This window comes from uncultured Thiohalocapsa sp. (assembly GCF_913063425.1).
Taxonomy (GTDB): Bacteria; Pseudomonadota; Gammaproteobacteria; order Chromatiales; family Chromatiaceae; genus Thiohalocapsa.
Map to the genome: position 1 here is coordinate 1 of NZ_CAJXYK010000068.1, position 21,917 is coordinate 21,917.

At 68.8% G+C, this 21,917-nt stretch carries 14 protein-coding genes, 1 pseudogene and 1 CRISPR repeat array; of the genes and pseudogenes, 8 read left to right on the forward strand and 7 right to left on the reverse strand.

What is annotated here, in order from left to right; translation table 11 throughout:
* Positions 1–41: 41 nt before the first annotated feature.
* Positions 42–2,391: a CRISPR direct-repeat array (repeat unit 36 nt; unit sequence AGAGTAACAGGTGTTCCGATGGTGGGGTATCGGAAC).
* Positions 2,392–3,219: 828 nt separating this feature from the next.
* A complete protein-coding gene (gene glgB / locus QZ607_RS23610; protein ID WP_295888088.1) occupies positions 3,220–5,475 on the forward strand; it encodes a 1,4-alpha-glucan branching protein GlgB in 2,256 nt (751 codons plus the stop codon).
* 242 nt (positions 5,476–5,717) lie between these two features.
* On the opposite strand, the gene QZ607_RS23615 is transcribed toward glgB, so the two are convergent.
* The gene (locus tag QZ607_RS23615) at positions 5,718–5,882 is read right to left on the reverse strand and encodes a hypothetical protein (protein WP_295888092.1); all 165 of its coding nucleotides are present in this window, start codon (positions 5,880–5,882) and stop codon (positions 5,718–5,720) included.
* 214 nt (positions 5,883–6,096) lie between these two features.
* Here QZ607_RS23615 and QZ607_RS23620 point away from each other — a divergent pair, with 214 nt between their 5' ends.
* Entirely contained in the window at positions 6,097–7,866 is a 1,770-nt protein-coding gene (locus QZ607_RS23620) for a glycogen synthase (RefSeq protein ID WP_295888099.1), read from the forward strand.
* 755 nt (positions 7,867–8,621) lie between these two features.
* Positions 8,622–8,963, forward strand: coding sequence for a response regulator (locus tag QZ607_RS23625; protein ID WP_295888101.1), 342 nt, complete (start codon positions 8,622–8,624; stop codon positions 8,961–8,963).
* Between the two features lie 83 nt (positions 8,964–9,046).
* Here QZ607_RS23625 and QZ607_RS23630 read toward each other — a convergent pair whose 3' ends face one another.
* From QZ607_RS23630 to pdhA, 6 genes are all read right to left on the reverse strand, one after another.
* Positions 9,047–10,195 carry a sensor histidine kinase KdpD gene (locus tag QZ607_RS23630; RefSeq protein ID WP_295888104.1) on the reverse strand — a complete coding sequence of 383 codons (1,149 nt, stop codon included), beginning with the start codon at positions 10,193–10,195 and terminating at the stop codon, positions 9,047–9,049.
* Between the two features lie 146 nt (positions 10,196–10,341).
* The gene (locus QZ607_RS23635) at positions 10,342–10,710 is read right to left on the reverse strand and encodes an STAS/SEC14 domain-containing protein (protein ID WP_295888107.1); all 369 of its coding nucleotides are present in this window, start codon (positions 10,708–10,710) and stop codon (positions 10,342–10,344) included.
* Positions 10,711–10,755: 45 nt separating this feature from the next.
* Positions 10,756–12,204 (reverse strand): dihydrolipoyl dehydrogenase, encoded by a 1,449-nt coding sequence (gene lpdA / locus QZ607_RS23640; protein ID WP_295888110.1) that lies wholly within the window; start codon positions 12,202–12,204, stop codon positions 10,756–10,758.
* 133 nt (positions 12,205–12,337) lie between these two features.
* Positions 12,338–13,708, reverse strand: coding sequence for a 2-oxo acid dehydrogenase subunit E2 (locus QZ607_RS23645; protein ID WP_295888113.1), 1,371 nt, complete (start codon positions 13,706–13,708; stop codon positions 12,338–12,340).
* A gap of 36 nt (positions 13,709–13,744) precedes the next feature.
* Positions 13,745–14,752 (reverse strand): alpha-ketoacid dehydrogenase subunit beta, encoded by a 1,008-nt coding sequence (locus tag QZ607_RS23650; protein WP_295888115.1) that lies wholly within the window; start codon positions 14,750–14,752, stop codon positions 13,745–13,747.
* Positions 14,753–14,755: 3 nt separating this feature from the next.
* Entirely contained in the window at positions 14,756–15,844 is a 1,089-nt protein-coding gene (gene pdhA, locus QZ607_RS23655) for a pyruvate dehydrogenase (acetyl-transferring) E1 component subunit alpha (RefSeq protein WP_295888119.1), read from the reverse strand.
* A gap of 711 nt (positions 15,845–16,555) precedes the next feature.
* Between pdhA and QZ607_RS23660 the strand changes: the two genes are divergently transcribed.
* The 5 genes and pseudogenes from QZ607_RS23660 to QZ607_RS23680 all read left to right on the forward strand — a co-directional run bounded on the left by QZ607_RS23660 (position 16,556) and on the right by QZ607_RS23680 (position 21,251).
* Positions 16,556–16,756, forward strand: coding sequence for a dodecin family protein (locus tag QZ607_RS23660; protein WP_295888121.1), 201 nt, complete (start codon positions 16,556–16,558; stop codon positions 16,754–16,756).
* A 100-nt stretch (positions 16,757–16,856) separates the two neighbouring features.
* A pseudogene (locus QZ607_RS23665) lies at positions 16,857–18,988 on the forward strand (AMP-binding protein); the annotation flags it as partial.
* 90 nt (positions 18,989–19,078) lie between these two features.
* A complete protein-coding gene (locus QZ607_RS23670) occupies positions 19,079–19,753 on the forward strand; it encodes a lysophospholipid acyltransferase family protein (protein ID WP_367268247.1) in 675 nt (224 codons plus the stop codon).
* 340 nt (positions 19,754–20,093) lie between these two features.
* A complete protein-coding gene (locus QZ607_RS23675; protein ID WP_295888124.1) occupies positions 20,094–20,489 on the forward strand; it encodes a ferritin-like domain-containing protein in 396 nt (131 codons plus the stop codon).
* Between the two features lie 147 nt (positions 20,490–20,636).
* Positions 20,637–21,251 (forward strand): flavodoxin family protein, encoded by a 615-nt coding sequence (locus QZ607_RS23680; protein ID WP_295888128.1) that lies wholly within the window; start codon positions 20,637–20,639, stop codon positions 21,249–21,251.
* Positions 21,252–21,917 lie beyond the last annotated feature (666 nt).

The window sequence follows — 21,917 nt, forward strand, 5'->3', positions numbered from 1 at the left end:
TAGCCGCATCCTTCCTTGGATCAGATGCTTACGTCCATGCGAGAGTAACAGGTGTTCCGATGGTGGGGTATCGGAACGCAGATCGGCGCGCGGGATGGCGTCCAGCTGAGAGTAACAGGTGTTCCGATGGTGGGGTATCGGAACCTGCGGGCGACTGAGGTGGTGGTGGAGGAGAGAGTAACAGGTGTTCCGATGGTGGGGTATCGGAACCGTGCCCTGGACGAGGCCCTCGGCCAGGAGAGAGTAACAGGTGTTCCGATGGTGGGGTATCGGAACGTGGCTGGTCCAATCGTGCACCGGGCGCTGAGAGTAACAGGTGTTCCGATGGTGGGGTATCGGAACATCTGGCATGAGCGAGAGACTGGTTTGCGAAGAGTAACAGGTGTTCCGATGGTGGGGTATCGGAACCCAGCGGCGCAATCAGCGGCGCGCCGGGCAAGAGTAACAGGTGTTCCGATGGTGGGGTATCGGAACCGCTTTCAGTTTCGGGTGAGCGCGCCTTGGAGAGTAACAGGTGTTCCGATGGTGGGGTATCGGAACCCGCCGGGCCGATCTGCCCCGCCGTCGAGCAGAGTAACAGGTGTTCCGATGGTGGGGTATCGGAACTGGTTCCCGCTCGGGGACCGGCCCGCCGCGAGAGTAACAGGTGTTCCGATGGTGGGGTATCGGAACCCGTCGCATCGACGCCGATGACGTGATGGAAGAGTAACAGGTGTTCCGATGGTGGGGTATCGGAACAGGCTCACCACCGTGCCGGCGGCGTCGGCGAGAGTAACAGGTGTTCCGATGGTGGGGTATCGGAACAGCACGAAGTCCACGCCGATGGAGAACCCGAGAGTAACAGGTGTTCCGATGGTGGGGTATCGGAACGTCGCTGCCCAGGCGCTCGCCCAGGTGGCGAGAGTAACAGGTGTTCCGATGGTGGGGTATCGGAACCTGGCTACACGCTGCGCGGCACCGCTCAGAAGAGTAACAGGTGTTCCGATGGTGGGGTATCGGAACCGCAGCTCGGCGGTGTCGTCGGGCATGGTGAGAGTAACAGGTGTTCCGATGGTGGGGTATCGGAACCACGCTTATTGGACGTTCGGCGAAGATATCAGAGTAACAGGTGTTCCGATGGTGGGGTATCGGAACAGACGGTCCACCACTCCAGGCGGGCGTCGGAGAGTAACAGGTGTTCCGATGGTGGGGTATCGGAACGCCGCCGCCTCCCGCTCGGCGGCATCGGCGAGAGTAACAGGTGTTCCGATGGTGGGGTATCGGAACAGTGGCTCTCGTCGTGCCCCCGAGCGGGGTAGAGTAACAGGTGTTCCGATGGTGGGGTATCGGAACCTCGGTCGGCGCCGGGGTGTACGGGGTCATAGAGTAACAGGTGTTCCGATGGTGGGGTATCGGAACGCGGGCGCGGGCCGGGCGCTCGCGCACCTGAGAGTAACAGGTGTTCCGATGGTGGGGTATCGGAACCCGAGCGTGCCCCTGGAGGCGCGGTTGGCGAGAGTAACAGGTGTTCCGATGGTGGGGTATCGGAACAGGACCGGGCGCTGTTCGACCGTCTGGAGCAGAGTAACAGGTGTTCCGATGGTGGGGTATCGGAACTGCGGTCCAACTCTTTGTACTGCTCAATGAAGAGTAACAGGTGTTCCGATGGTGGGGTATCGGAACCTGGGATGAGGTGACCGCGCGCGTCTTCGCAGAGTAACAGGTGTTCCGATGGTGGGGTATCGGAACTGCGTGGTACGTGGCGGCCCACTGCCCGAGAGAGTAACAGGTGTTTCGATGGTGGGGTATCGGAACATAGGTCGGCAGCTCCTGCTGGAGCCGCTCAGAGTAACAGGTGTTCCGATGGTGGGGTATCGGAACGGGGCGAGGTCACGAGCACCTACGTGCTGGAGAGTAACAGGTGTTCCGATGGTGGGGTATCGGAACGATAGTCCACGCCTGGAGCATCTGGTTGGCAGAGTAACAGGTGTTCCGATGGTGGGGTATCGGAACAGCGGGCTGGATGACCCGATTGCGCGCGCCAGAGTAACAGGTGTTCCGATGGTGGGGTATCGGAACGGCAGACACTTCCGCCAGGTCGTCTCCGTCAGAGTAACAGGTGTTCCGATGGTGGGGTATCGGAACGTCCGTGGTGGCGATGGCTGCCGTCGGGTCGAGAGTAACAGGTGTTCCGATGGTGGGGTATCGGAACTGAGGTCTGCGCCGCTGCCCCACTCCGGGCAGAGTAACAGGTGTTCCGATGGTGGGGTATCGGAACTGCGGGTACCGATGGTTTGCAGCAAGGACAAAGAGTAACACATGTTCCGATGGTGGGGTATCGGAACGGTAGCCGTAGCGCACGCCGTAGGCGCTCTAAGAGCACCAGGTGTTCCGATGCTGGGGTATCGGAAGGTCCGTCGGCACCGGGGTGTATGGGGTTGGCACCACATGGGTCAGGCAGCGCAGGCGGTTGTCGTAATCGCGATAGACGACGCTTGATTGATGGTGGCCACGGCGGACCGGGCACTCGTCGGGGTGCGGCCTCGAAATGATCTCGAAACCCGTTGCGATGCGGCAAGAGAAGCCTCGCGCAGAGGGACTGTCAGAAGACGCTCGCGCGAAGACGCAGAGGCGCCGAGGGGGCAGGGGGAAACGCATTGCTCAATGTTCCCAGTGCGCTTCTCCTCTTCTCCTCTTCTTCTCTTCTTGCCATGTCGTCTGCGCGACATGGCACCTTTTGATAGGCATTGTGCGAAGACCGCACCCCCTCGCCGGGCGCTCGGTGCCGGAATGGTGGACCTGTCATTGTCTTGACCGTGGTGTCCCGCCGTTGTCGGCGGCATAGGTCGCGGAAAATGCGGGCGCGGGGAGGCCGGCCTGGTGTGAAGCTGCCCGGCGCTGTCAGACTTTTTGGTCAGGCAGGGCCGATCAACCGGTCTCTGCCGCCGGCGTCGCGCCTGCGCGATGCGCCGGTCGCACGGGATCTGCGTCCGGCACGCCTGTACCCTGCCTCCCCGCCAGCCGGCTGTCCGGGCGCTTGCGCGCATGCGCTCGGGTCTCCCAGGCTCCCGGGCGCCCGCGTGGCCACATCGGGTCTTGTCCGCGCTGGTGCCGAAAGCGCCCGCGGTGCCGCTACGACGTATCGAAATCCCTGCCGGTTTGTGGTGACATGGCGGGTGGCCCAGTTGCGCGCGCCGTGAGCACGGCGGCGTCCACCCGACATCTCAAGAGGTACCGAGGATGAGTCAGAGCCCGCTCGATCAGAGCCTGGAGCAGATCATGGAGGCCCGGCATGGGGATCCCTTCGCGGTGCTCGGGCGGCATCCGGACGCCGACGGCATCCGGGTCAGGGTGATGCTGCCGGGGGCCGAGACCGTCACCATCGCCGACGGCGACCACGCCATGGACCGCATCGAGGGCACCGACATCTTCGAGTGGCGCGGCGCGGCGGACGCGGTGCCGGCGCGTTACCGCCTGATCTGGCGCGACTCCGAGCACCGGGAGCACATCGCCCACGATCCTTACTGCTTCCCGCCGCAGCTGCCGGACTTCGACATGCACCTGTTCGGGGAGGGCCGTCATTGGCACGCCTACCGGCTGCTGGGCGCCCGCGTGCACGAGACCGACGGCATCGCGGGCATCCTGTTCTCGGTGTGGGCGCCGAACGCGGCCCGCGTCAGCGTGGTCGGCGACTTCAATCGCTGGGACGGACGCCGCCATCCGATGCGGGTGCACGGCAACGGCGTCTGGGAGCTCTTCATCCCGGACCTCTCACCCGGCGTGCTCTACAAGTTCGAGATCCGCACCCGCGACGGCGACATCCTGCTCAAGTCCGACCCCTATGGCCGCCGCTTCGAGGTGCGCCCGAGCACCGCCTCCATCGTGGAGGGGCCGAGCGCGTTCCAATGGCAGGACGCGGCCTGGCTCGCGGCCCGCAGCCAGCAGGCCTGGCTGCGCAGCCCGATGTCCATCTACGAGGTGCACCCCGGCTCCTGGCAGCGCGGACCCGAGGGGGAAATGCTCAACTACCGTGAGCTCGGTGAGCGTCTGGTGGCGCATGTGCGCGATCTCGGCTTCACCCATATCGAGCTGATGCCCATCACCGAGCATCCCTTCGATCTGTCCTGGGGCTATCAGACCACGGGCTATTACGCCCCCACCAGCCGCTTCGGCAGCCCGGACGACCTCCGCTGGCTCGTGGACCACTGTCATGCCAACGGCATCGGCGTGATCCTGGACTGGGTGCCGGCCCATTTCCCGAAGGATGCCCATGGCCTCGCCCGCTTCGACGGCACTGCGCTGTTCGAGCATGCGGACCCGCGCCTTGGCGAGCACCTGGACTGGTCCACGCTGATTTTCAACTTCGGCCGCAGCGAGGTGAAGAACTTCCTCATCTCCAGTGCGCTGTATTGGCTTGAGGAGTTTCACATCGACGGGCTGCGGGTGGATGCCGTGGCTTCCATGCTCTATCTGGATTACTCCCGCACCGACTGGGTCCCGAACCGCTACGGCGGGCGGGAGAACCTGGAGGCCATCGCCTTCCTGCGCGAGCTGAACGAGATCGTCCACGATCAGGTGCCGGGCATCCTGATGATGGCGGAGGAGTCCACCTCCTGGTCCCAGGTGAGCCGGCCGACCTATGTCGGTGGTCTCGGTTTCGACCTGAAATGGAACATGGGCTGGATGAACGACACGCTGGAGTACTTCAAGGAGGACCCGATCCACCGCCAGTACCATCAGAACGAGCTGACCTTCAGCATGATCTACGCCTTCACGGAGAACTTCCTGCTGCCGTTCTCCCACGACGAGGTCACCCACGGCAAGCGCTCGCTGCTGTATCGCATGCCCGGCGACGAATGGCAGCGCTTCGCCAACCTTCGGCTGCTGTACAGCTACATGTTCACCCATCCCGGCAAGAAGCTGCTGTTCATGGGCAATGAATTCGGTCAGGGGGAGGAGTGGAACAGCACCGGCGTGCTCGATTGGTACGTGCTGGAATATCCCTTTCACCAGGGCATCCAGCGGTTGGTGCGGACCCTGAACGGGCTGCACAGATCCGAGGCGCCGCTGCACGCGCAGGACTGCGAGCCGCACGGCTTCGAGTGGATCGACTGCCACGATGCGCACAACTCGGTGCTCGTCTTCCAGCGGCGAGCGCCTGCCACCCCCGCCGACGGCGACGCCGGAGCGGGGGATCAACGGCCCGAAGAGCACCTCGTCGTCGCCCTCAACTTCACACCCGTACCGCGCGAGGGCTATCGTATCGGGACGCCCGCGGCCGGGCCCTACCGGGAGATTTTCAACTCGGATGCGACGGCCTTCGGCGGCAGCGGCCTGGGCAACGGCAGCGAGCCCATCCCCACCGAGCCGGTCAATTGGATGAACCGCCCGGACTCCCTGGTGCTGACCCTGCCCCCGCTCGCCGGGATCGTGCTGAAGCCGGCGGCGCCGCAGGGCGGGCCGGCGGCTGGCGCGGATGCGGGCGCCGAGGATTGACGTGAGAACGCGTACCGTGCCTGCCGTGCCGGAATAGTCACGGCAACCGACACCTGGTGCATGCTCCTGTGATGCCGAGTGCCGCCTGCCCCGAGCTGGGGCCAGTGCGGGGGGCCGGTGCAGGGGCCGGTACAAAACCCAGTGCAGGGCGCCCTGTGGGGGCCTGGGCATGCTGTCCGGCGGGCAACGCCGAATCCTGCCACGTCTGCCGGACCCTCGGCGCACGCGGCACCGCAACGAGCTCATTGACGCTGTAGGCTGTTTGGCATGGCGAAGAAGCCGACCTCGAAGAAGAAGACCACGCGCGGAAAGAAGACCTCCGCCCAGACCACGCCGGCCCCGACCAAGCCGGCCCAGAAGACGTCGTCCCAGAACACGTCGTCCCAGACCACAACGGACGAGGCCACACGGGCCAAAGCCAAACCGGACGCGGCGCAACCTCCGGAAGCCACCCGCCGGCAGACGGCCGCCTCCGAAGCCCCGGCCGCAAAGCCATCCGAGGCCCCGGACGCGGCAGGCACCCTCGGGCCGGATGCCGCGCAGGCGCCTGCGGCAGAAACCGCTGCCAAGCCCCGACTGCGAAGGATCCCCGCGGGCTCTGAGACCGCTGCCCTGCGGCCGATGCCGCAGGTCCACGCCTTCGCGCGCGCCGAGCAGCCCGAAGCGGCCGGTGCCGCACCCGCGCAGCCCCCAGCCGGTCAGCAGGCGGCACCACAGGCCAAGCGGGTGCCGACGCCGGAGCCGACGCCACCGCCGGCTCGGCATGACGAGGGCGCACCCGCCGCGCCGCAGCCGATGCCGGAAGCACCTGCCGACACCGCGCCCGAGCCCGAGCCGGAACCCGAGCCGGAGCCGCCTCCGGAGGCGTCCCCGGCGCCCCAGCAACCGCCGCCGCCTGCCGCGCAGCAGCGCCCGAGCCTGTACATCGTCCATGTGACACCGGAGATGGCGCCCGTGGCCAAGGTCGGCGGCCTTGCCGATGTGGTCTTCGGCCTGAGCCGCGAGCTGGCCATCCGCGGCAATCACGTCGAGATCATCCTGCCGAAATACGACACGCTGCGCTTCGATCACATCTACGAGCTGCACGAGGTCTATCGCGACCTCTGGGTGCCCTGGTACGAGGGCGCCGTCCATTGCACGGTTTATTTCGGCTTCGTGCATGCCCGCAAGTGCTTCTTCATCGAGCCGCACTCCCATGACAATTTCTTCGGCCGCGGCAGCATTTACGGATTCGCGGACGACGTTCTGCGCTATGCGTTCTTCTCGCGCGCGGCCATGGAGTTCCTCTGGAAGGCCGGCAAGCATCCGGACATCATCCACTGTCACGACTGGCAGACCGCCTTGGTGCCGGTCTTCCTGTACGAGCTCTACCAGCAGCTCGGCATGACCCACCCGCGCGTCTGCCTCACCATCCACAACTTCAAGCACCAGGGCGTCACCGGCGTCGAGCTCCTGCGTGCCACCGGCCTGCATCGCCCGGAGCGCTTCTTCGACCTGGTGCGCCTGGGCGACAACCGGCACAAGGATGCGTTGAACCTGCTGAAGGGCGGGGTGGTCTATTCCAACTTCGTCACCACCGTGTCGCCGCGCTACGCCTTCGAGACCAAGGACGGCGGCCAGGGCTTCGGCCTGGAGCCCACGCTGCATACGCACCACATGAAGTACGGCGGCGTCGTCAACGGTCTCGACTACGATGTCTGGAATCCGGAGGTGGACCATCACCTGCCGGTGCGCTACGGCCTGGACAACATCGACGCCAAGTACGACAACAAGCGCGCCCTGCGCCATCGGCTGATGCTGGCCGAAAGCGAAAAGCCCATCGTCGCCTTCGTCGGCCGGCTGGACCCGCAGAAGGGCCTGGAGCTGGTCCGCCACGCGATCTTCTATTCGCTGGAGCGCGGTGCGCAGTTCGTGCTGCTCGGCTCGAGCCCCTATCAGGACATCAACAACGACTTCTGGGGGCTCAAGCACATGCTGAACGACAGCCCCGACTGTCACCTGGAAATCGGCTTCGATGAAGACCTGGCCCATCTGATCTACGCCGGCGCCGACATGATGCTGGTGCCGAGCCAGTTCGAGCCCTGTGGGCTCACCCAGCTGATCGCGCTGCACTATGGGACCATTCCGGTGGTGCGCACCGTCGGCGGGCTGGCGGACACCGTCTTCGACAAGGACTTCTCGGATCGCCCGCTGCATCAGCGCAACGGGTACCGCTTCGACAATTACGACGCCGCGGGACTGGAGTCGGCCCTCGGTCGCGCCATCGACTGCTACTACCAATTCCCGGAGCACTTCCGCGAGCTGATGAAGAATGCAATGCGCGCGGACTACTCCTGGAACCTGCCCGGACAGGACTATCTGAACATTTACGACTTCATCCGCAATCGCTGACCAACGGGGCTCCGTGGCGCCGCTCGCGGGGCAGCTGGAGCGCCTTACAGGGCTCGCCGACCAGGCAGCCCTCGGTAGCCGGCAGCGTCACGCGCGGGCGAGGTTTTGCGGGCACCGGTGCAGGGTCAAACGCAACAAGTGGGTGGCGCATGAGAGACAAGGGTCGTCGTTGCCGATGACTTGGCCGCCGGCCCGGCGCAGCCGCCCGGCGTCCGCATCCGGGCCGATGACTGCAAGCGCTGCGTCGGCAGCAGCAGACGGAGCGTCCGTTTCCGGGATCCTCGGCGACGGAGTGCGTACGACCGCGCGGCGCCGAGCCGCGGGCTGGGGCCCGGGGTTCCTCGGGATATTGCTTGGGGTTCTCTCTAATATGGCTAAGCATTTGCCCCGTTCGACGCCCCTGGGGACCGTCTATGCCCTTGCCTGGCGACGCGGCCCAGGGCGCGCCTAGAGTACAGGGTGAATGTCAGCCACCGGCGTCGCGCGCTGCCGGCGCGGGTCGGGGCTGCGGTGGCGCCAATTCCCAGACGGCCGATCTCAGGAGGTGATTGTCGATGCTTGGACCTGTTGAAGCACGGTCGGTGGACGTGAGCAGTATCGCGGCGGAGCAAGGCACCTCGGCGGGTGATGCTTGGGGGCGAAATGCGTCGCCGTGCGGTCCTGGGGCGGATGCGGCCCGGGCCGGGTCAGCGCCCGATGCGCAGCCGCCAGCGTCGCCCACGCCGGCTGCCATCGGCGGCAAGCCCACCATCCTGGTGGCCGATGACAATGCGGACGTGGTGGCCTGCCTGGCGATGCTGCTGGAGATGAAGGGCTGGGCCGTGATCAAGGCCTACGACGGCCCGCAGGCGGTGGCCGCTGCCGAGCGCGAGCAGCCGGACGTCGTGCTGCTGGACATCGGCATGCCGGGGCTCGACGGTCATGCGGCCTGTCGGCGCATTCGCGCATTGCCCGCGGGTCGGCGTCTGCGCATCATCGCGCTGTCCGGCTGGGGGCTCGACAGCGACTGTCGCCGCTCCACCGAGGCCGGCTTTGACGGGCACCTTGTCAAGCCCGTGACGTCCGCAGACCTGCTGCGGGTCCTGCACGGCGCCTGACCCGTTGGTCCGGCCGTCGGCCGCGACACCACAACCGGACGCGGCGATGGCGGCGTCCCCGCCGCTCCCGCAGCGCGCGGCCGTCACGCAATGGCGCTGTCCAGCGGCAGCGTCACGACGAATTCGCTGCCCAGGCCCGGGCCGGCGCTGTGGGCCGTGATGGTGCCCGCGTGCATCTCCACCAGGCTCCTCGCCAGCGTGAGCCCGATGCCGAGCTGGGCGGGGGAGCCGATGTCGGCTTGGTAGAGTGGCTCGAAGATGCGCGTCAGTGCCGCCGGGCTCAGGCCTGCGCCGTCGTCTCGGACCGACACCTGCGCGAGCCCGTCGCCCGTGTCCAGCCGGACCTGAATCCGGCCGCCCGCGTCCGGGCAGCGATTGGCATGGATCAGCAGGTTGGCAAACACCTGACGCAGCCGTGTGGGATCGGCCCGCAGCAGCACAGGCGGTCCGTCCAGGTGCAGTGCCAGGTGCTGGCGGCGGGACGCGAGCGCCTCCGCCACCTGGTTGACGGCATCCCTCAGCACCTGGCGCAGATCGACCAGCTCGCGCGCCAGCGTGAGCTTGCGCCGATGGATGCGGGACATGTCCGAGAGGTCGTCGAGCAGGCGCTGCATCTGCTGCGCCGAAGTGCCGATGACACCCCGGCAAGACCTCGCCCGCTCAGTGTCCGCCGGCACGGTGTCGAGCATGTCCGCGCAGAGCAGGATGGCGGCCAGTGGATTGCGCAGCTCGTGACCGAGCACGGCCAGGAGCTCATCCCGCAGCCTGATGGCCGCGCCGCGCTCGGCAAGCAGGTCGCGAACGCGGTATTGCCGGCGGCGGTCCTCGAGCGCCAAGCGCAGGGTGCCGACGAGGGTGGCCAGGCGCACCGGCCGCTGAAGGAAGGTGACATGCCCATAGGGCTCGGTGCCAGCGAGGCCGCTCAGGCTGACGCCTGCGGTGTGCGCGGCGAGGATGATGAGCGGCAGCGCAGACCAGGCCGGCTGCGTTGCCATGTGCTGGCGGATACAGTCACCCGCCGGTCCCTGCAGCGATTCCTCGGCGACGACGAGCGCCCCGGCCGGCTGCTCCAGTGCCGCACAGAGCGCGGCGGCGTCAGGACAGATCTGGTGCCCCATCCCGGCATCGCCCAGGCAGCGCTGGAATCGCTCGGCGTCGCCGTGCGCGGGTGCCAGCACCAGGACATGCCCGGGCATGGCCGCGGGCAGGCGTTGCGGCTCGATGGCCTGCATCAGGGCGGCGATGAAGGCTGCGGTTCAGCGCACGCCGGGAGCACTGGCCCGGCTTCCGACGCCCTCTGAGGTCTCCAGGCGCGCCAGGGCGTCATCCACCGCGGCGAATGGAAATGGTTATCTTCGGCGACAGGGATTCTCATGGATCACGCGGCCTGCTTCAGCCACTCCCGCGCGATCTCCAGCTCTGCGCGTTTGAAGTGCTTCAGCTCCGCCTTCATCAGCGGGTTCATCATATTGACATAGGCGCCGATCCAGCCCTGGTCGGCGACGACGGCGACGTGGGTGATGTCGCTCAAGTGCTCGAAGCCGAAGCGCACGTCGGCCCAGAGCTTGCTCCAGGGGATCGGCGGTGTGTCCAGCTCGCCGATATCCTCCAGCAGGCGGATGCGGCCGTGGCGCTCGATGGCGGCCTTGAGCTTGGCCAGCGTGTCGTCGAATTCCTGCGCCGTCAGGCCGCCGGACATGCTCATCTCGACGATGTTGCTGTCGGGTTGCTCCTGTATGTCGATCATTGTGTCTCCTCCCCGTTCAGTGACGGTTTCGGGTCTGTGCTTCAGTCATTCGGTCCCGGACGCGCCGCCCGGGGCCAGGTGGGTCGGCCGGGCGAGAAAGCGCTCCGCCGCCTCGGCCAGGGTCTCGGACAAGGTCGGATGCGGATGGACGGCCAGGGCCAGGTCCTCGGCCACTGCGCCCATCTCCACCGCCAGCATGGCCTCGGCCACCAGCGTCTCCGCGCCGCGGCCGACGGCGCCGAAGCCGAGCACGCGTCCGCTGTCCGGCTCCATCACGAGCTTGGTCAGTCCGTCCGCGGCACCCAGCGTCAGCGCGCGGCCGGATGCGCGCCACGGAAAGCGGCTGATACGCACCTCGACGTCCTGTGCTTCGGCCTCGGTCTCGGTGAGCCCGCACCAGACCACCTGCGGGTCCGTGTAGACCACGGCGGGCACGGCGCGGGGGTCGAAGGCCGCCGGCCGTCCGGCGATGACCGCCGCTGCCACCTTGCCCTCGGCCATGGCCTCGTGGGCGAGCTGCTGGCCGCCGGCGACGTCGCCGATGGCGAAGATCTGCTTCGCACTGGTGCGCCGCTCGGCATCCACACGGATGTAACCGGCCTCGTCGGTGTCCACGCCGGCGGCGTCCAGGCCGAGCTCGTCGCTGTTCGGGCGCCGGCCGACCGCGACCAGCACCCGGTCGAAGGTCGCCTGGTCGCTGCCGTCCGGGCCGGTGAGCGAGACCTGGACCCGGTCGTTGGCTTCTTCGGCTGATTCGATGCGGGTCTTGAGCCGGATGGATTCGAACGACCCCTCCAGGCGCGCATGCAGGGGCTCCACCAGGTCCGCATCGGCACCGGGCAGGAGGCGGTCCGCCATCTCGATGAGGGTGACCCGGCTGCCGGCGGCGGCATAGACGCTGCCGAGCTCCAGGCCCACATAGCCGCCGCCCACCACCAGCAGCCGCTCCGGCAGGTCCGCGAGCGCCAGCGCGCCGCTGGAGTCCATGATGCGGCCCGCGGCACCCGGCTCGATGCCGGGCAGCGCCGCCGGCCGTGAGCCGGTGGCGATGATGGCGTGCTCGAACTCGATGCTGCTGTACTCGGCGTCCGAGAGCAGCAGCCGCTTGGGCCCGTCGAGCCGGCCGCGCCCGCGGATACGCTGGATGCCGCGCCGCTCGCACAGCTCGGCGAGCCCATCCGTGAGCTGCTCGACCACCCCGTCTGTCCAGTCCCGCACGCGTTGCAGATCCCACACGGGCGGGTCCTGTTGCCGTCCGAGGTCCAGACCCATCGCCCCCGCTTCCGCCGCCATGGCGCCGATCTCGGCGAGGTGGAGCAGTGCCTTGGACGGGATGCAGCCGCGCAGCAGGCAGACGCCGCCCATGCGCTCTTCGGCGCTCACCAGGGTCACGTCGAATCCCAGGTCCGCGGCGCGAAAGGCCGCGGCATAGCCTCCCGGGCCGTCGCCGAGCACCACCAGCTGCGTCTCCATGGGCAGATCACCCATCACCATGGCGCTGCTCCCGGCGGCCGAGCCGCGGCGCCTGCGCCCGGGCGCCGAAGTGCGGGCAGGTACAGGCTGATCGCCAGCCGGCGCGCTTGCGGGATGGGATGGGCAATGCGAAGCATGAGCGCGCAGGTCATGATCAGACGCCGAGCAGCAGGGACTCGGGGTCCTGCAGGCTCTCGCGCAGGCGGTTGACGAACTGTGCTGCGCCGGCGCCGTCGTTCAGCCGATGGTCGAAGGCCAGACACAGCGGCAGCAGCAGCCTGGCGCCGAGCTCCGGAGCATCGGGGTCGCCGCCGGCGACGGGTGTGAGCTCGGCGCGGGCAAGGCCCAGGATGGCCGCCTCCGGGTGGCGGATGATGGGCGTGAAGAGCCGCCCGCCGATGCCGCCGACATTGGTGACGGTGAAGCTGCCGCCCTGCATCTCCTCCCGGGCCAGCTCACCGTCGCGGGCGCGCCGGCTCAGCGCGGTGAGCTCCACGGCGACCTCGCGCACGGATTTGCGGTCCACGTCGCGCAGCACCGGCACCAGCAGGCCCTGCTCGGTGGCCACGGCGACGCCGATGTGGCAGTAGCGCTTGAGGACGATGGTCTCCCCGTCGGCATCCAGGCTGGCGTTGAAGCGGGGCATCGCGCGCAGCGCCCCGGCTGCGGCCTTCAGCACCAGCACCGTCAGCGTAAGCTTGCCGCCGGCGGCCTCGACCGCGTCGGCATGATCGCGGCGGAACTGCTCCAGGGACGTGACATCGGCGTGGTCGTGATGCATCACGTGGGGAATCTCAGCCCAGGCGCGTGCCATCTCCCGCGCCGTGGCCCGGCGCACCGAGCGCAGCGGCACCCGCTCCACCTCGCCCCAGCGGGAGAAGTCCGGGGGCTCGTAGGCGGGGGCAGGGCGGTGCGCTGGCGCCGCCTCGGCTTCGGTAGGCGGCGGTGTCTCGGCCTCCGGCGCTGCGTCGCGTGCCGTGGCCGACTCCTCAGGGCTGCCGTCTCCGCCCTCGGCGGCGGCGCGGACGTCGCTGTCCAGCACGCGCCCGCCGGGGCCGCTGCCGTGGACGGTCTGAAGGGCGACACCGAGCTCGCGGGCGAGCCGGCGCGTGGACGGCGCCGCCGGTACCGGCCCCTTGCCGCCGCGCTTCGGGCCTGCTCCCGTCTCCTGTGCTGTCGAGGCGTCGCCGCTGTCGGCGGCTTCGGCGTCCTTGTCGTCCCGAGCCGCATCGCTCGCCCTGTGGTGGTCATCGGCCCGGTCGGGGGCGGCGTCACCGTCAGCGTCAGCGTCGCCGGCGAAGGTCAGCAGCAGATCGTCCACCCGAATGCGGTCGCCCACCGCGACGGCGACATCCGCCACGCGGCCGCCGTAGGGCGCGGGCAGCTCGGTGGTGGCCTTGTCGGTCTCCACCGCCAGCACGCTGTCGCCTTCCTCGACGGTGTCGCCGGTGTCCACCATCACCTCCACCACCTCGGCCTCGTGGATGCCCTCGCCGGGGTCCGTGAAGCGCATCTTGCGGCTCATCTCCCGAACCTCCGCCGGCTGCCCCCGGTCTGCGGCTCATGCATGGCTCAGCACCTCCCGCGCGCCGGCGACGATGCGCTCGAGATCCGGCAGGTAGTCGGCTTCGCGGGCGAAGTAGGGCACCTGCACGTCATAGCCGGTGACGCGCACCACGGGGGCCTCCAGGTACCAAAACGACTGCTCCACCAGCCGTGCGATGATCTCCGCCCCGGGGCCGAAGCTGCGCTGCGCCTCATGCACGATGACCACGCGGCCGGTGCGCCGGGCGGAGGCGCTGAAGCGGCGGTCGTCCAGCGGCGAGATGCTGAGCAGATCGATCACCTCGGCCTCGACGCCGTCGGCGTCGGCGAGCTGCTCGGCGGCCTGCAGCGTCGGCCGCAGCATGGCGCCGTAGGCCACCAGGGTGAGGTCGTCACCGTCGCGGCGGCTTTGCGATTCGCCGATGGGGATGGTCTCCGGCGCATCCGGCACGGGCTCGCGGAAGGCCCGGTACAGCCGCTTCGGCTCCATGAAGATCACCGGGTCCGGATCGCGGATGGCGCTCAGCAGCAGCGCCCGGGCATTGCGCGGACCAGAGGGGATGACGACCTTGAGCCCGGGCGTGTGGGCGAAGAAGGCCTCTTTACTCTCGGAGTGATGCTCCAGCGCCCGCACGCCGCCGCCGTAGGGCATGCGCACCACCATGGGCACCGGAAAGCGCCCGCGCGAGCGCCAGCGCAGCCGCGCCGCATGGGCCTCCAGCTGGTGCATGGCGAGATAACTGAAGCCGGAGAACTGCGCCTCGCAGACGGGCTTCAGCCCGTGGGCCGCCATGCCGACGGAGACCCCAACGATGGCCGCCTCGGCCAGCGGCGTGTCCATGACGCGGGACTCGCCGTATTTGTCCAGCAGCCCCTCGGTGACGCGGAAGACGCCGCCGTCGACACCCACGTCCTCCCCGAGGACGACGAGGCTGTCGTCCTGCTCCATCTCCTGGGTCAGCGCCAGATTCAGCGCCTCGGCCATGGTGCGCTCCGGGGCACCCTTCGCTTCGCTGTCCGCCATGGCTCAGCGCTCCTGTCCGCGGTCGCGCCGGAGCCCGTCGCGCTGCCTGCGGAGGTACGCCGGCAGCGCCGCGTAGTGGTGCTCGAACATGGCCTCTGCGCTCCCCAGACGGTGCATCTCCGTTTGGGCTTGCTCCCAGGCGTCGTCGATCTCGGCGGCGATGTCCTGCTCCAGCTTGTCGATCTCCTCGTCGGACAGGAGCTCCTGCGCCTTGAGATGGCTCTGGAGCCGTGGGATGGGGTCCCGGCGGCGCCACGCCTCGACCTCCTCATCGCTGCGGTACTTGGAGGGATCGTCGGCGGTGGTGTGCACGGAAAGCCGATAGGTGATGCATTCGATCATGGTCGGTCCATCGCCGTTGCGGGCGCGCTCGGCGGCCTCACGGGTGGCGGCGAGCACGGCCAGCACGTCATTGCCGTCCGCCTGGATGCCGGGCACGCTGTAGGCAAGCGCCTTCTGCGCCAGGGTGCGGGAGTGGGTCTGGTGCTCGCGCGGCACCGAGATGGCCCATTGGTTGTTCTGACACAAAAAGATCACCGGCGCCGCAAAGACGCCGGCGAAATTGATGGCCTCGTGAAAATCTCCCTCCGAGGTGGCGCCGTCGCCGAAGAAGGTGATGGCGAGTGCGCCTGTGTCGCGGTAGTACGCGGCGTAGGCGAGGCCCACCGCATGCGGGATCTGTGTGGCGACGGGAATGGCGATGGGCAGGTCGTGGGCGTCATCCGGGACCGCGCCACCTTCGTTGTATCCCGCGTTGTAGAGCAGGAGCTGCTTGAGCGGCAGGCCGCGCCAGATGGACGCGGCAAACTCCCGGAAGGAGGGGACGAACCAGTCCTTTTCGGTGAGCGCCGCCATAGCACCCACCTGCGCCGCCTCCTGACCGGACACGGGTGCGAAGGTGCCGATGCGGCCCTGGCGCTGGAGCTTGAGCATGCGCTCGTCGAAGCGGCGGGCCAGCAGCATGGACCGGTGCATGTGCAGCAGCAGATCGTCCGACACCTCCGGTGCCAGCGCCTCGTCGAAGCTGCCGTCCTCATCGAGGACGCTCAGGTGTGTGACCTGGCAGCGCAGGTCGATCTGCTCCCGCGGCATGACGGTCACCTCCATCGGTCGCTGTCAGGCTCACTCCGAAGCGCAGACAAGCACGGGCCGTGCCATGTTTCCGGTTGGCGGCGCCGAAGCCGGTGCGGGCGTGCAGCGGCGCGCTGAGCGGGTGTTCCCGTCGGTGACGCCCGCCCCTGACCGCGGCCGCGATGGTGGCAATCCACCTGCCAACGGGGGATTTGCGCCGCCGCCGGCGGGCAGGATGCCCAATGAATCCGTATCTCCTTCCAGACAGGGCAGTGAATGCGGGGGGCTGCGACAGGGCGCGATCCTTGCGTCGGCAGCAGTCACCGCGGCTGCCGCGCGCTCACAGCCCGGCGCCCAGGGACGCGACATCCCGGCGTCCGGACGGCGTCTTTATCTTTGCCCGTAATCCGGAGACATCACCATGCGGATTCCGCCAGCGCGCCACCCTTCTTCGCCCGGGACTCCCGCGGCTCCGGCATCGGCTGTTTCGAGGGAGGTGCCTGCGCAGCGCTTGGTGCACAGGCGCCCGGCTGGATACCGTGCCGGCATCAGGCCCTGCCGCCCCGTGGTCGGCGTTGCGCGGGCGCCGGGCGGATGCCATCAGCCGGCCGCGACGTGCCGCAGGGCATGCCACAAGGCGTAAGGGCTGGCACGGGGCATGCGTCCAGCAGCTCGGGGCGGGCACATGACCGCCCAGGAGCAACATCGCACACCAGCCACCAGGAGCGAATCATGTCCATCGCCAAGGTCATCGAGATCAGTGCCGAGTCCGTCGACAGCTTCGAGGACGCCATCCGCAGCGGTATCGAGGAAGCCAACAACCGGGTGCGCAACGTGGAGGGTGCCTGGGTGAAGGAGCACAAAGTGGTGGTCAAGGACGGCAGGATCAGCGCGTTCCGCGTGGACATGAAGGTCACCTTCGTCCTCGAGTGAGCCTGCGCGCCGCCGGTCGCCGCGGCGGACAGGGCCCGGCTGCCCGGTCCTGAGGTGCTGCGGCGGCGGCCCGGCATTCACACTCCCGGGATTCACACTCATGGCTCCCTTGGATTTACCGCATTCGGGCGCCGCCGGGCGCACCACCGCCGAGGCGCCGGTGGCGACACTGGCCGGCCTGGCGGAGCTGCTGGCCGAGCGCGGTGATGCCACTGCACTGGTCCAATTGACCCGGGGTGCGGCGCAATCCACCACCGGTGGTTCTGAGGTCTGGTCCGGTGCCGCGCTCGCTGGTGCCGCGATCCGCACCGCCCGCGGGCTGGCAGACGCCGGCGTTGCGACGGGCGACCGGGTGCTCGTCTACGCCCCCGCCTCGCCGCGCTGGATCATCGTCTGCCTGGGACTCCTGCGCCTGGGGGCCGTGCCGGTGCCCGTGGACAGCCAGGCGGATGCCAAGGACCTCGCCCACATCGTGGCCGCCAGCGGCGCGCAGCGCGCCTTCACCGCAGCACAGCTGGCACGGCGACTCACGGAGGCTGTCGAGGACACCGCACCTGCGCTGGTGCTCCTGGACGGCGACGCGGACGCTGCGCCTGTGGGCGCCACGACCGACGCCGCGCAGCAGGCGGATGCCAACGGACGATCTGCGGCGACGGGAAGCGCCGGGGTAGCCCAGACCCTAGCCGACCTCGCCGGCAGCCTGGACCCTGACACCGCTGCCGAGCCCGCGGACACCACCGGCCTGCCGGATGCACCGGCGCCCGGGGCCGAGGCCGTCCTGTTCTTCACCTCCGGCACTCCGGGCCGCCCAAGGGGGTGCCGCTGACCCATCGCAACCTGCTGTCCAATGTTGCGGCACTGCTCGATGAGGACCTGGTCAAGGACGACGACCGCCTGCTCCTGCCACTGCCGCTGCATCATGTGTATCCCTTCTCACTGGGGCTCTCGGCGCCGATGGTGCTCGGCGTGCCGGTGGTGCTGCCGCAGGGGCTCACCGGACCCGCGCTGGCCCGTGCCCTGGATGAAGGTGAGGTCACCCTGCTGCTCGGCATCCCGCGGCTCTACACGGCGTTTATGGACGCGGTGGAGCGACGGATCGGCGCCGCCGGCCGCCCCGCCGAGTGGGCTTTCGGCACGCTGCTGGCACTGGCGACGGCGGTGCAGCGGCACATCGGCCTGGCGCTGGGCCGCGCGCTGTTCGCGCCCCTGCGCCGCCGGGTGGCGCCGCGGCTGCGCCTCCTGATCTCCGGCGGTGCGGCCCTGGACCCGGGCCTCGGTGCCCGGCTGGAAGCCCTCGGCTGGACGGTGGCGACGGGCTATGGCCTCACCGAGACCGCGCCCATCCTGACCATCATGCGCCCCGGCGAGGGCCGCTTCGACAGCGCCGGACGGGCGCTCCCCGGGGTGGAGCTGCGCATCGGCGCCCGTGCGGACGCGGACACCGTCGGTGCGGACGCAAGCGGCAGCGATGGCGGGGTCGGCGAGATCCAGGCGCGCGGACCGAACGTCTTCTCCGGTTATCTGGGGGAGGCAGGGCAGGGGACGGAGGATTTCACCCAGGACGGCTGGCTTCGCACCGGCGATCTCGGGCGCCTGGACGCCGCCGGCTGGCTGTACCTGCATGGCCGGTCCTCCAGCCGCATCGTGCTCGCCGGCGGCGAGAACCTGGACCCGGAGGCCATGGAAGCGCAGCTCGATGCGCAGCCGCTCATCGCCGAGTCCGGTGTGCTGGCAGCGGATGGCGTCCTCGCCGCCCTGCTGGTGCCGGAGGCCGACGCCGCCCGCGGCACCGACGCCGATGCGCTGCGCGAGCGCCTGCGTCAGGCCGCCGGCGAGGCGCCGGCGGAGGCGCCGAGCTGGCGGCGACCGCAGCGCATCGAAATCGACCGTCGGCCGCTGCCGCGGACCCGGCTCGGCAAGCTGCGCCGCAAGCGGCTCGGCGAGCGCTTCGCCGCGCTGCGCCGGGGCGAGGCGGAGCCGGCGGAGACGGGCCCGATGGCGCGCGGAGACATGGCCCCGGACGACCGTGCGCTCATCGACGACCCCACCGCGGCGCAGGTCTGGGACTGGCTCGGCGAGCGCTTCGAAGACCGGCGCATCGCGCCGGACACGGACCTGCGGCTCGATCTGGGCGTGGACTCGCTGGAATGGGTCGTCATCGGCCTGGAGCTCAAGGAGGCCGTGGGGCTGGCCCTGGACGAGGACGCCATCGGCCGCGTCGAGACCGTGCGCGACCTGCTGCGCGAGGCGGCCGCCGCCGGCACCACCGACACCGCGGCGTCCGGCGAGGACCTCGAAGCCCGGCTCGGGGCGCCTGAGGCCATGCTGGACGAGGATCAGCTGGCGCGGCTCAACCCGCCCGGCCGCGGCGGCGCACTGCTGGCGGCGGTGCTGCAGCGGCTTGCGCGCTGGGCCATGCGCTGGTGGCTCCGGCTCGATGCCGCCGGCCTGGAGCACCTGCCCGCCGCCGGGCCCTGCATCCTGGCGCCGAATCACAAGAGTGCCCTGGACCCCATCGCCATTGCTGCGGTGCTGTCGCCGGCGCAGCGCCGCAACACCTTTTGGGGCGGGTTCACCGGGCGCGTGTTCAACACCCCCTGGATGCGGCTGGTGAGCCGCGCCTTTCGCGTGCTGCCGGTGGCGCCCGCGCGGCGCCCCGTCACCAGTCTCGCCTATGGTGCCGCGGCGCTGGCCCGGGGCGGGCTGCTGGTGTGGTTCCCGGAGGGGCACCGCCATCCGGGTGCGGAGATCGAGCCGTTTCGTCCCGGTGTCGGCAGCCTTGCCCGCGCCCAGGGGGCGGCCGTGGTGCCCTGCCTGATCCGCAACACGGGCGCGGCACTGCCGCCGGGCGCCTGGTGGCCGCGGCGCCGGCGGCTGGTGCTGCGCATGGGCCCAGCCGCAGCGCCGGCGACGCTGGCAGCCGAGGGCAGCGGCGACGACCCCGCGGCGCGCATCGCCGATGCGGTTCGCCGGCGGGTGCTGGCATTGGACGACTGAGCTGCCGCGGCCCATCGCTGCGGCCCCCAACCGCGGCGCCCCGCCGCGAGCGCGGTGTTGGCGGAAAAGCCCCGTGCGCCGGGGGAAATGCACGCCATCCGCCCCGCCGCTGACCCGACTTCCCCATGCCGCCATGCACCGCTGCGGCGTTTTCCCGTACGGGGCAGGATACACCGCCGTTTTCTGAAGACCTCAGTCGCTGAAAACGAGGGAGGCGGGAAACCGCGTTTGCCGGCTCCGCCCGATTATCGGGTGGGATGCCCGTTGCATCGGCATCGCCTGACACGCGAACGCCCGCAGCGTCATCGCAGATCATGGCGCGGCCATTGCAAACCTCTGCATGCCCAGAGCACATGATGCCATCGCCGCCTACGAGGCGGCCATCGAGCGCATCGACGACGGGCAGAGCAAGGAGCGGCTGGCTGAATTCATGGCGGACCATCAAAAGCACACGGAAAACTTGGGCGAGCACCTGAGCGGCATGGGCGAAGAAGTGCCCACCAAGGGCGATGTCAAGGGCATGCTGACCAAGGGCAAAGTCGTGATGGCGGACCTGATGGGAGACAAGGCGATCCTACAGGCGATGAAAACCAACGAGGACGATACCAACAGTGCCTATGAGCAGGCCATGAATCACAATGATTCACCGGCGGAGCTGCAAACGGTACTGCGAAGCAACCTCGAAGACGAGCGCCGCCATCGCGAATGGATGGAGCAGCGCATCAGCGAGCTCTGAGCAAACGCTGAGGGAATCGCCGAAGGACTTGGCGTTTGTCGTGCGGGGCAGGACGCCCCAGGCTCGGCACAGCGGCCTGTGGCAAGGCTGGCCCGAGCCGCAGGCACCATATCCTTACACACGCGCAACCCACTGGGAGGTCAGCCAATGGCAGCCATCACCACGCTCGTCATCAACTGTACGCTCAAGGCATCCCCCGCCACATCCAACACCGAGGCCCTGGCCCGCAATCTGACCGAGGCCCTGGAGGCCCAGGGTATTCCGTGCGAGATGCTGCGGGCCGCGGATTATCACATCCCCCCCGGCGTCTCGAGCGACGAGGGCGAGGGGGATCAGTGGCCGGACATCCGGCAGAAGATCCTGCACAGCCGCATCCTGATCCTGGCGAGCCCCACCTGGCTCGGGCGACCCTCCAGCCTGGCGCAGCGGGTACTGGAGCGGATGGACGCGATGCTGGCGGAGACGGATGACGCGGGGCGACCGGTGGCCTACAACCGGGTGGCGGGCGTTGTGGTGACGGGCAACGAGGATGGTGCCCACCACGTGATCAGCGAGCTCTCCGGCGCCCTCATCGACATCGGCTACACCATGCCCGGTCAGTGCTGGACCTATTGGAACCGGGGGCCGGGGCCGGGCGACGACTACCTGAGCAGTGACGCCGGCCACGAATGGTCGGAGCGCACCGCCCGGCAGGCGGCCCACAACATCGCGGGTGTCGCCCGCGCGCTGGAGAGCACCCCCATCCCGCCGGCGTCCGGCTGAGCACGCGACGGGCGGTCAGCCCGCGCCGCCGGTGGAATGGGCAGATGCCGCGTCCGGCGCTCACTCAGTGAATGGATCGCTGGTTTTCGGCGTTCTGACCATCGGCTTCTCCTGTTGTGAAGGACCGCGACCTGCCGCCGCCGAGGCAGATCGGCGGCAAGACCGGTCGCATGCCTATGCATTGCCAACAGGATTCATGCCAGTGACCTCGTGCGGCGCTGTGGGGTCCCGGCAGGCCTGCCAACCCCCCGGCCCAACCCCTGAGCGGTGCGGGTAATGCCCCGACAGTGGTTGACAGGCACCGCGACTGCGGCCGGCACCGACGGCGACCACGCGAGGTCGGCGTGAACAGCTCAGGCATGGCGCGCCCTGACGACAGCCGCAGGCCGATCCCCTGGCGATGGCATGGAGGCTGCAAGTGAGCTGATTGATGCCGGGCATGGCAGGCGCGAGCATTGTGCCGACTTGCGCTCCGACCCCGGTATTTCGAGCTCAACAATCGATCACGGAGACTGACTATGAAGAAAATGCACATTGCCGCCTCGGTGGCCGCACTGAGTAACTATTCAAAAATAAAGTATACGTCTTGTCACGCGAATCCATCCGCATCGACGACATAGTTCCAGTCGCCCAGGAGCCGATCGTGACGAATGAACCGATCCTTGA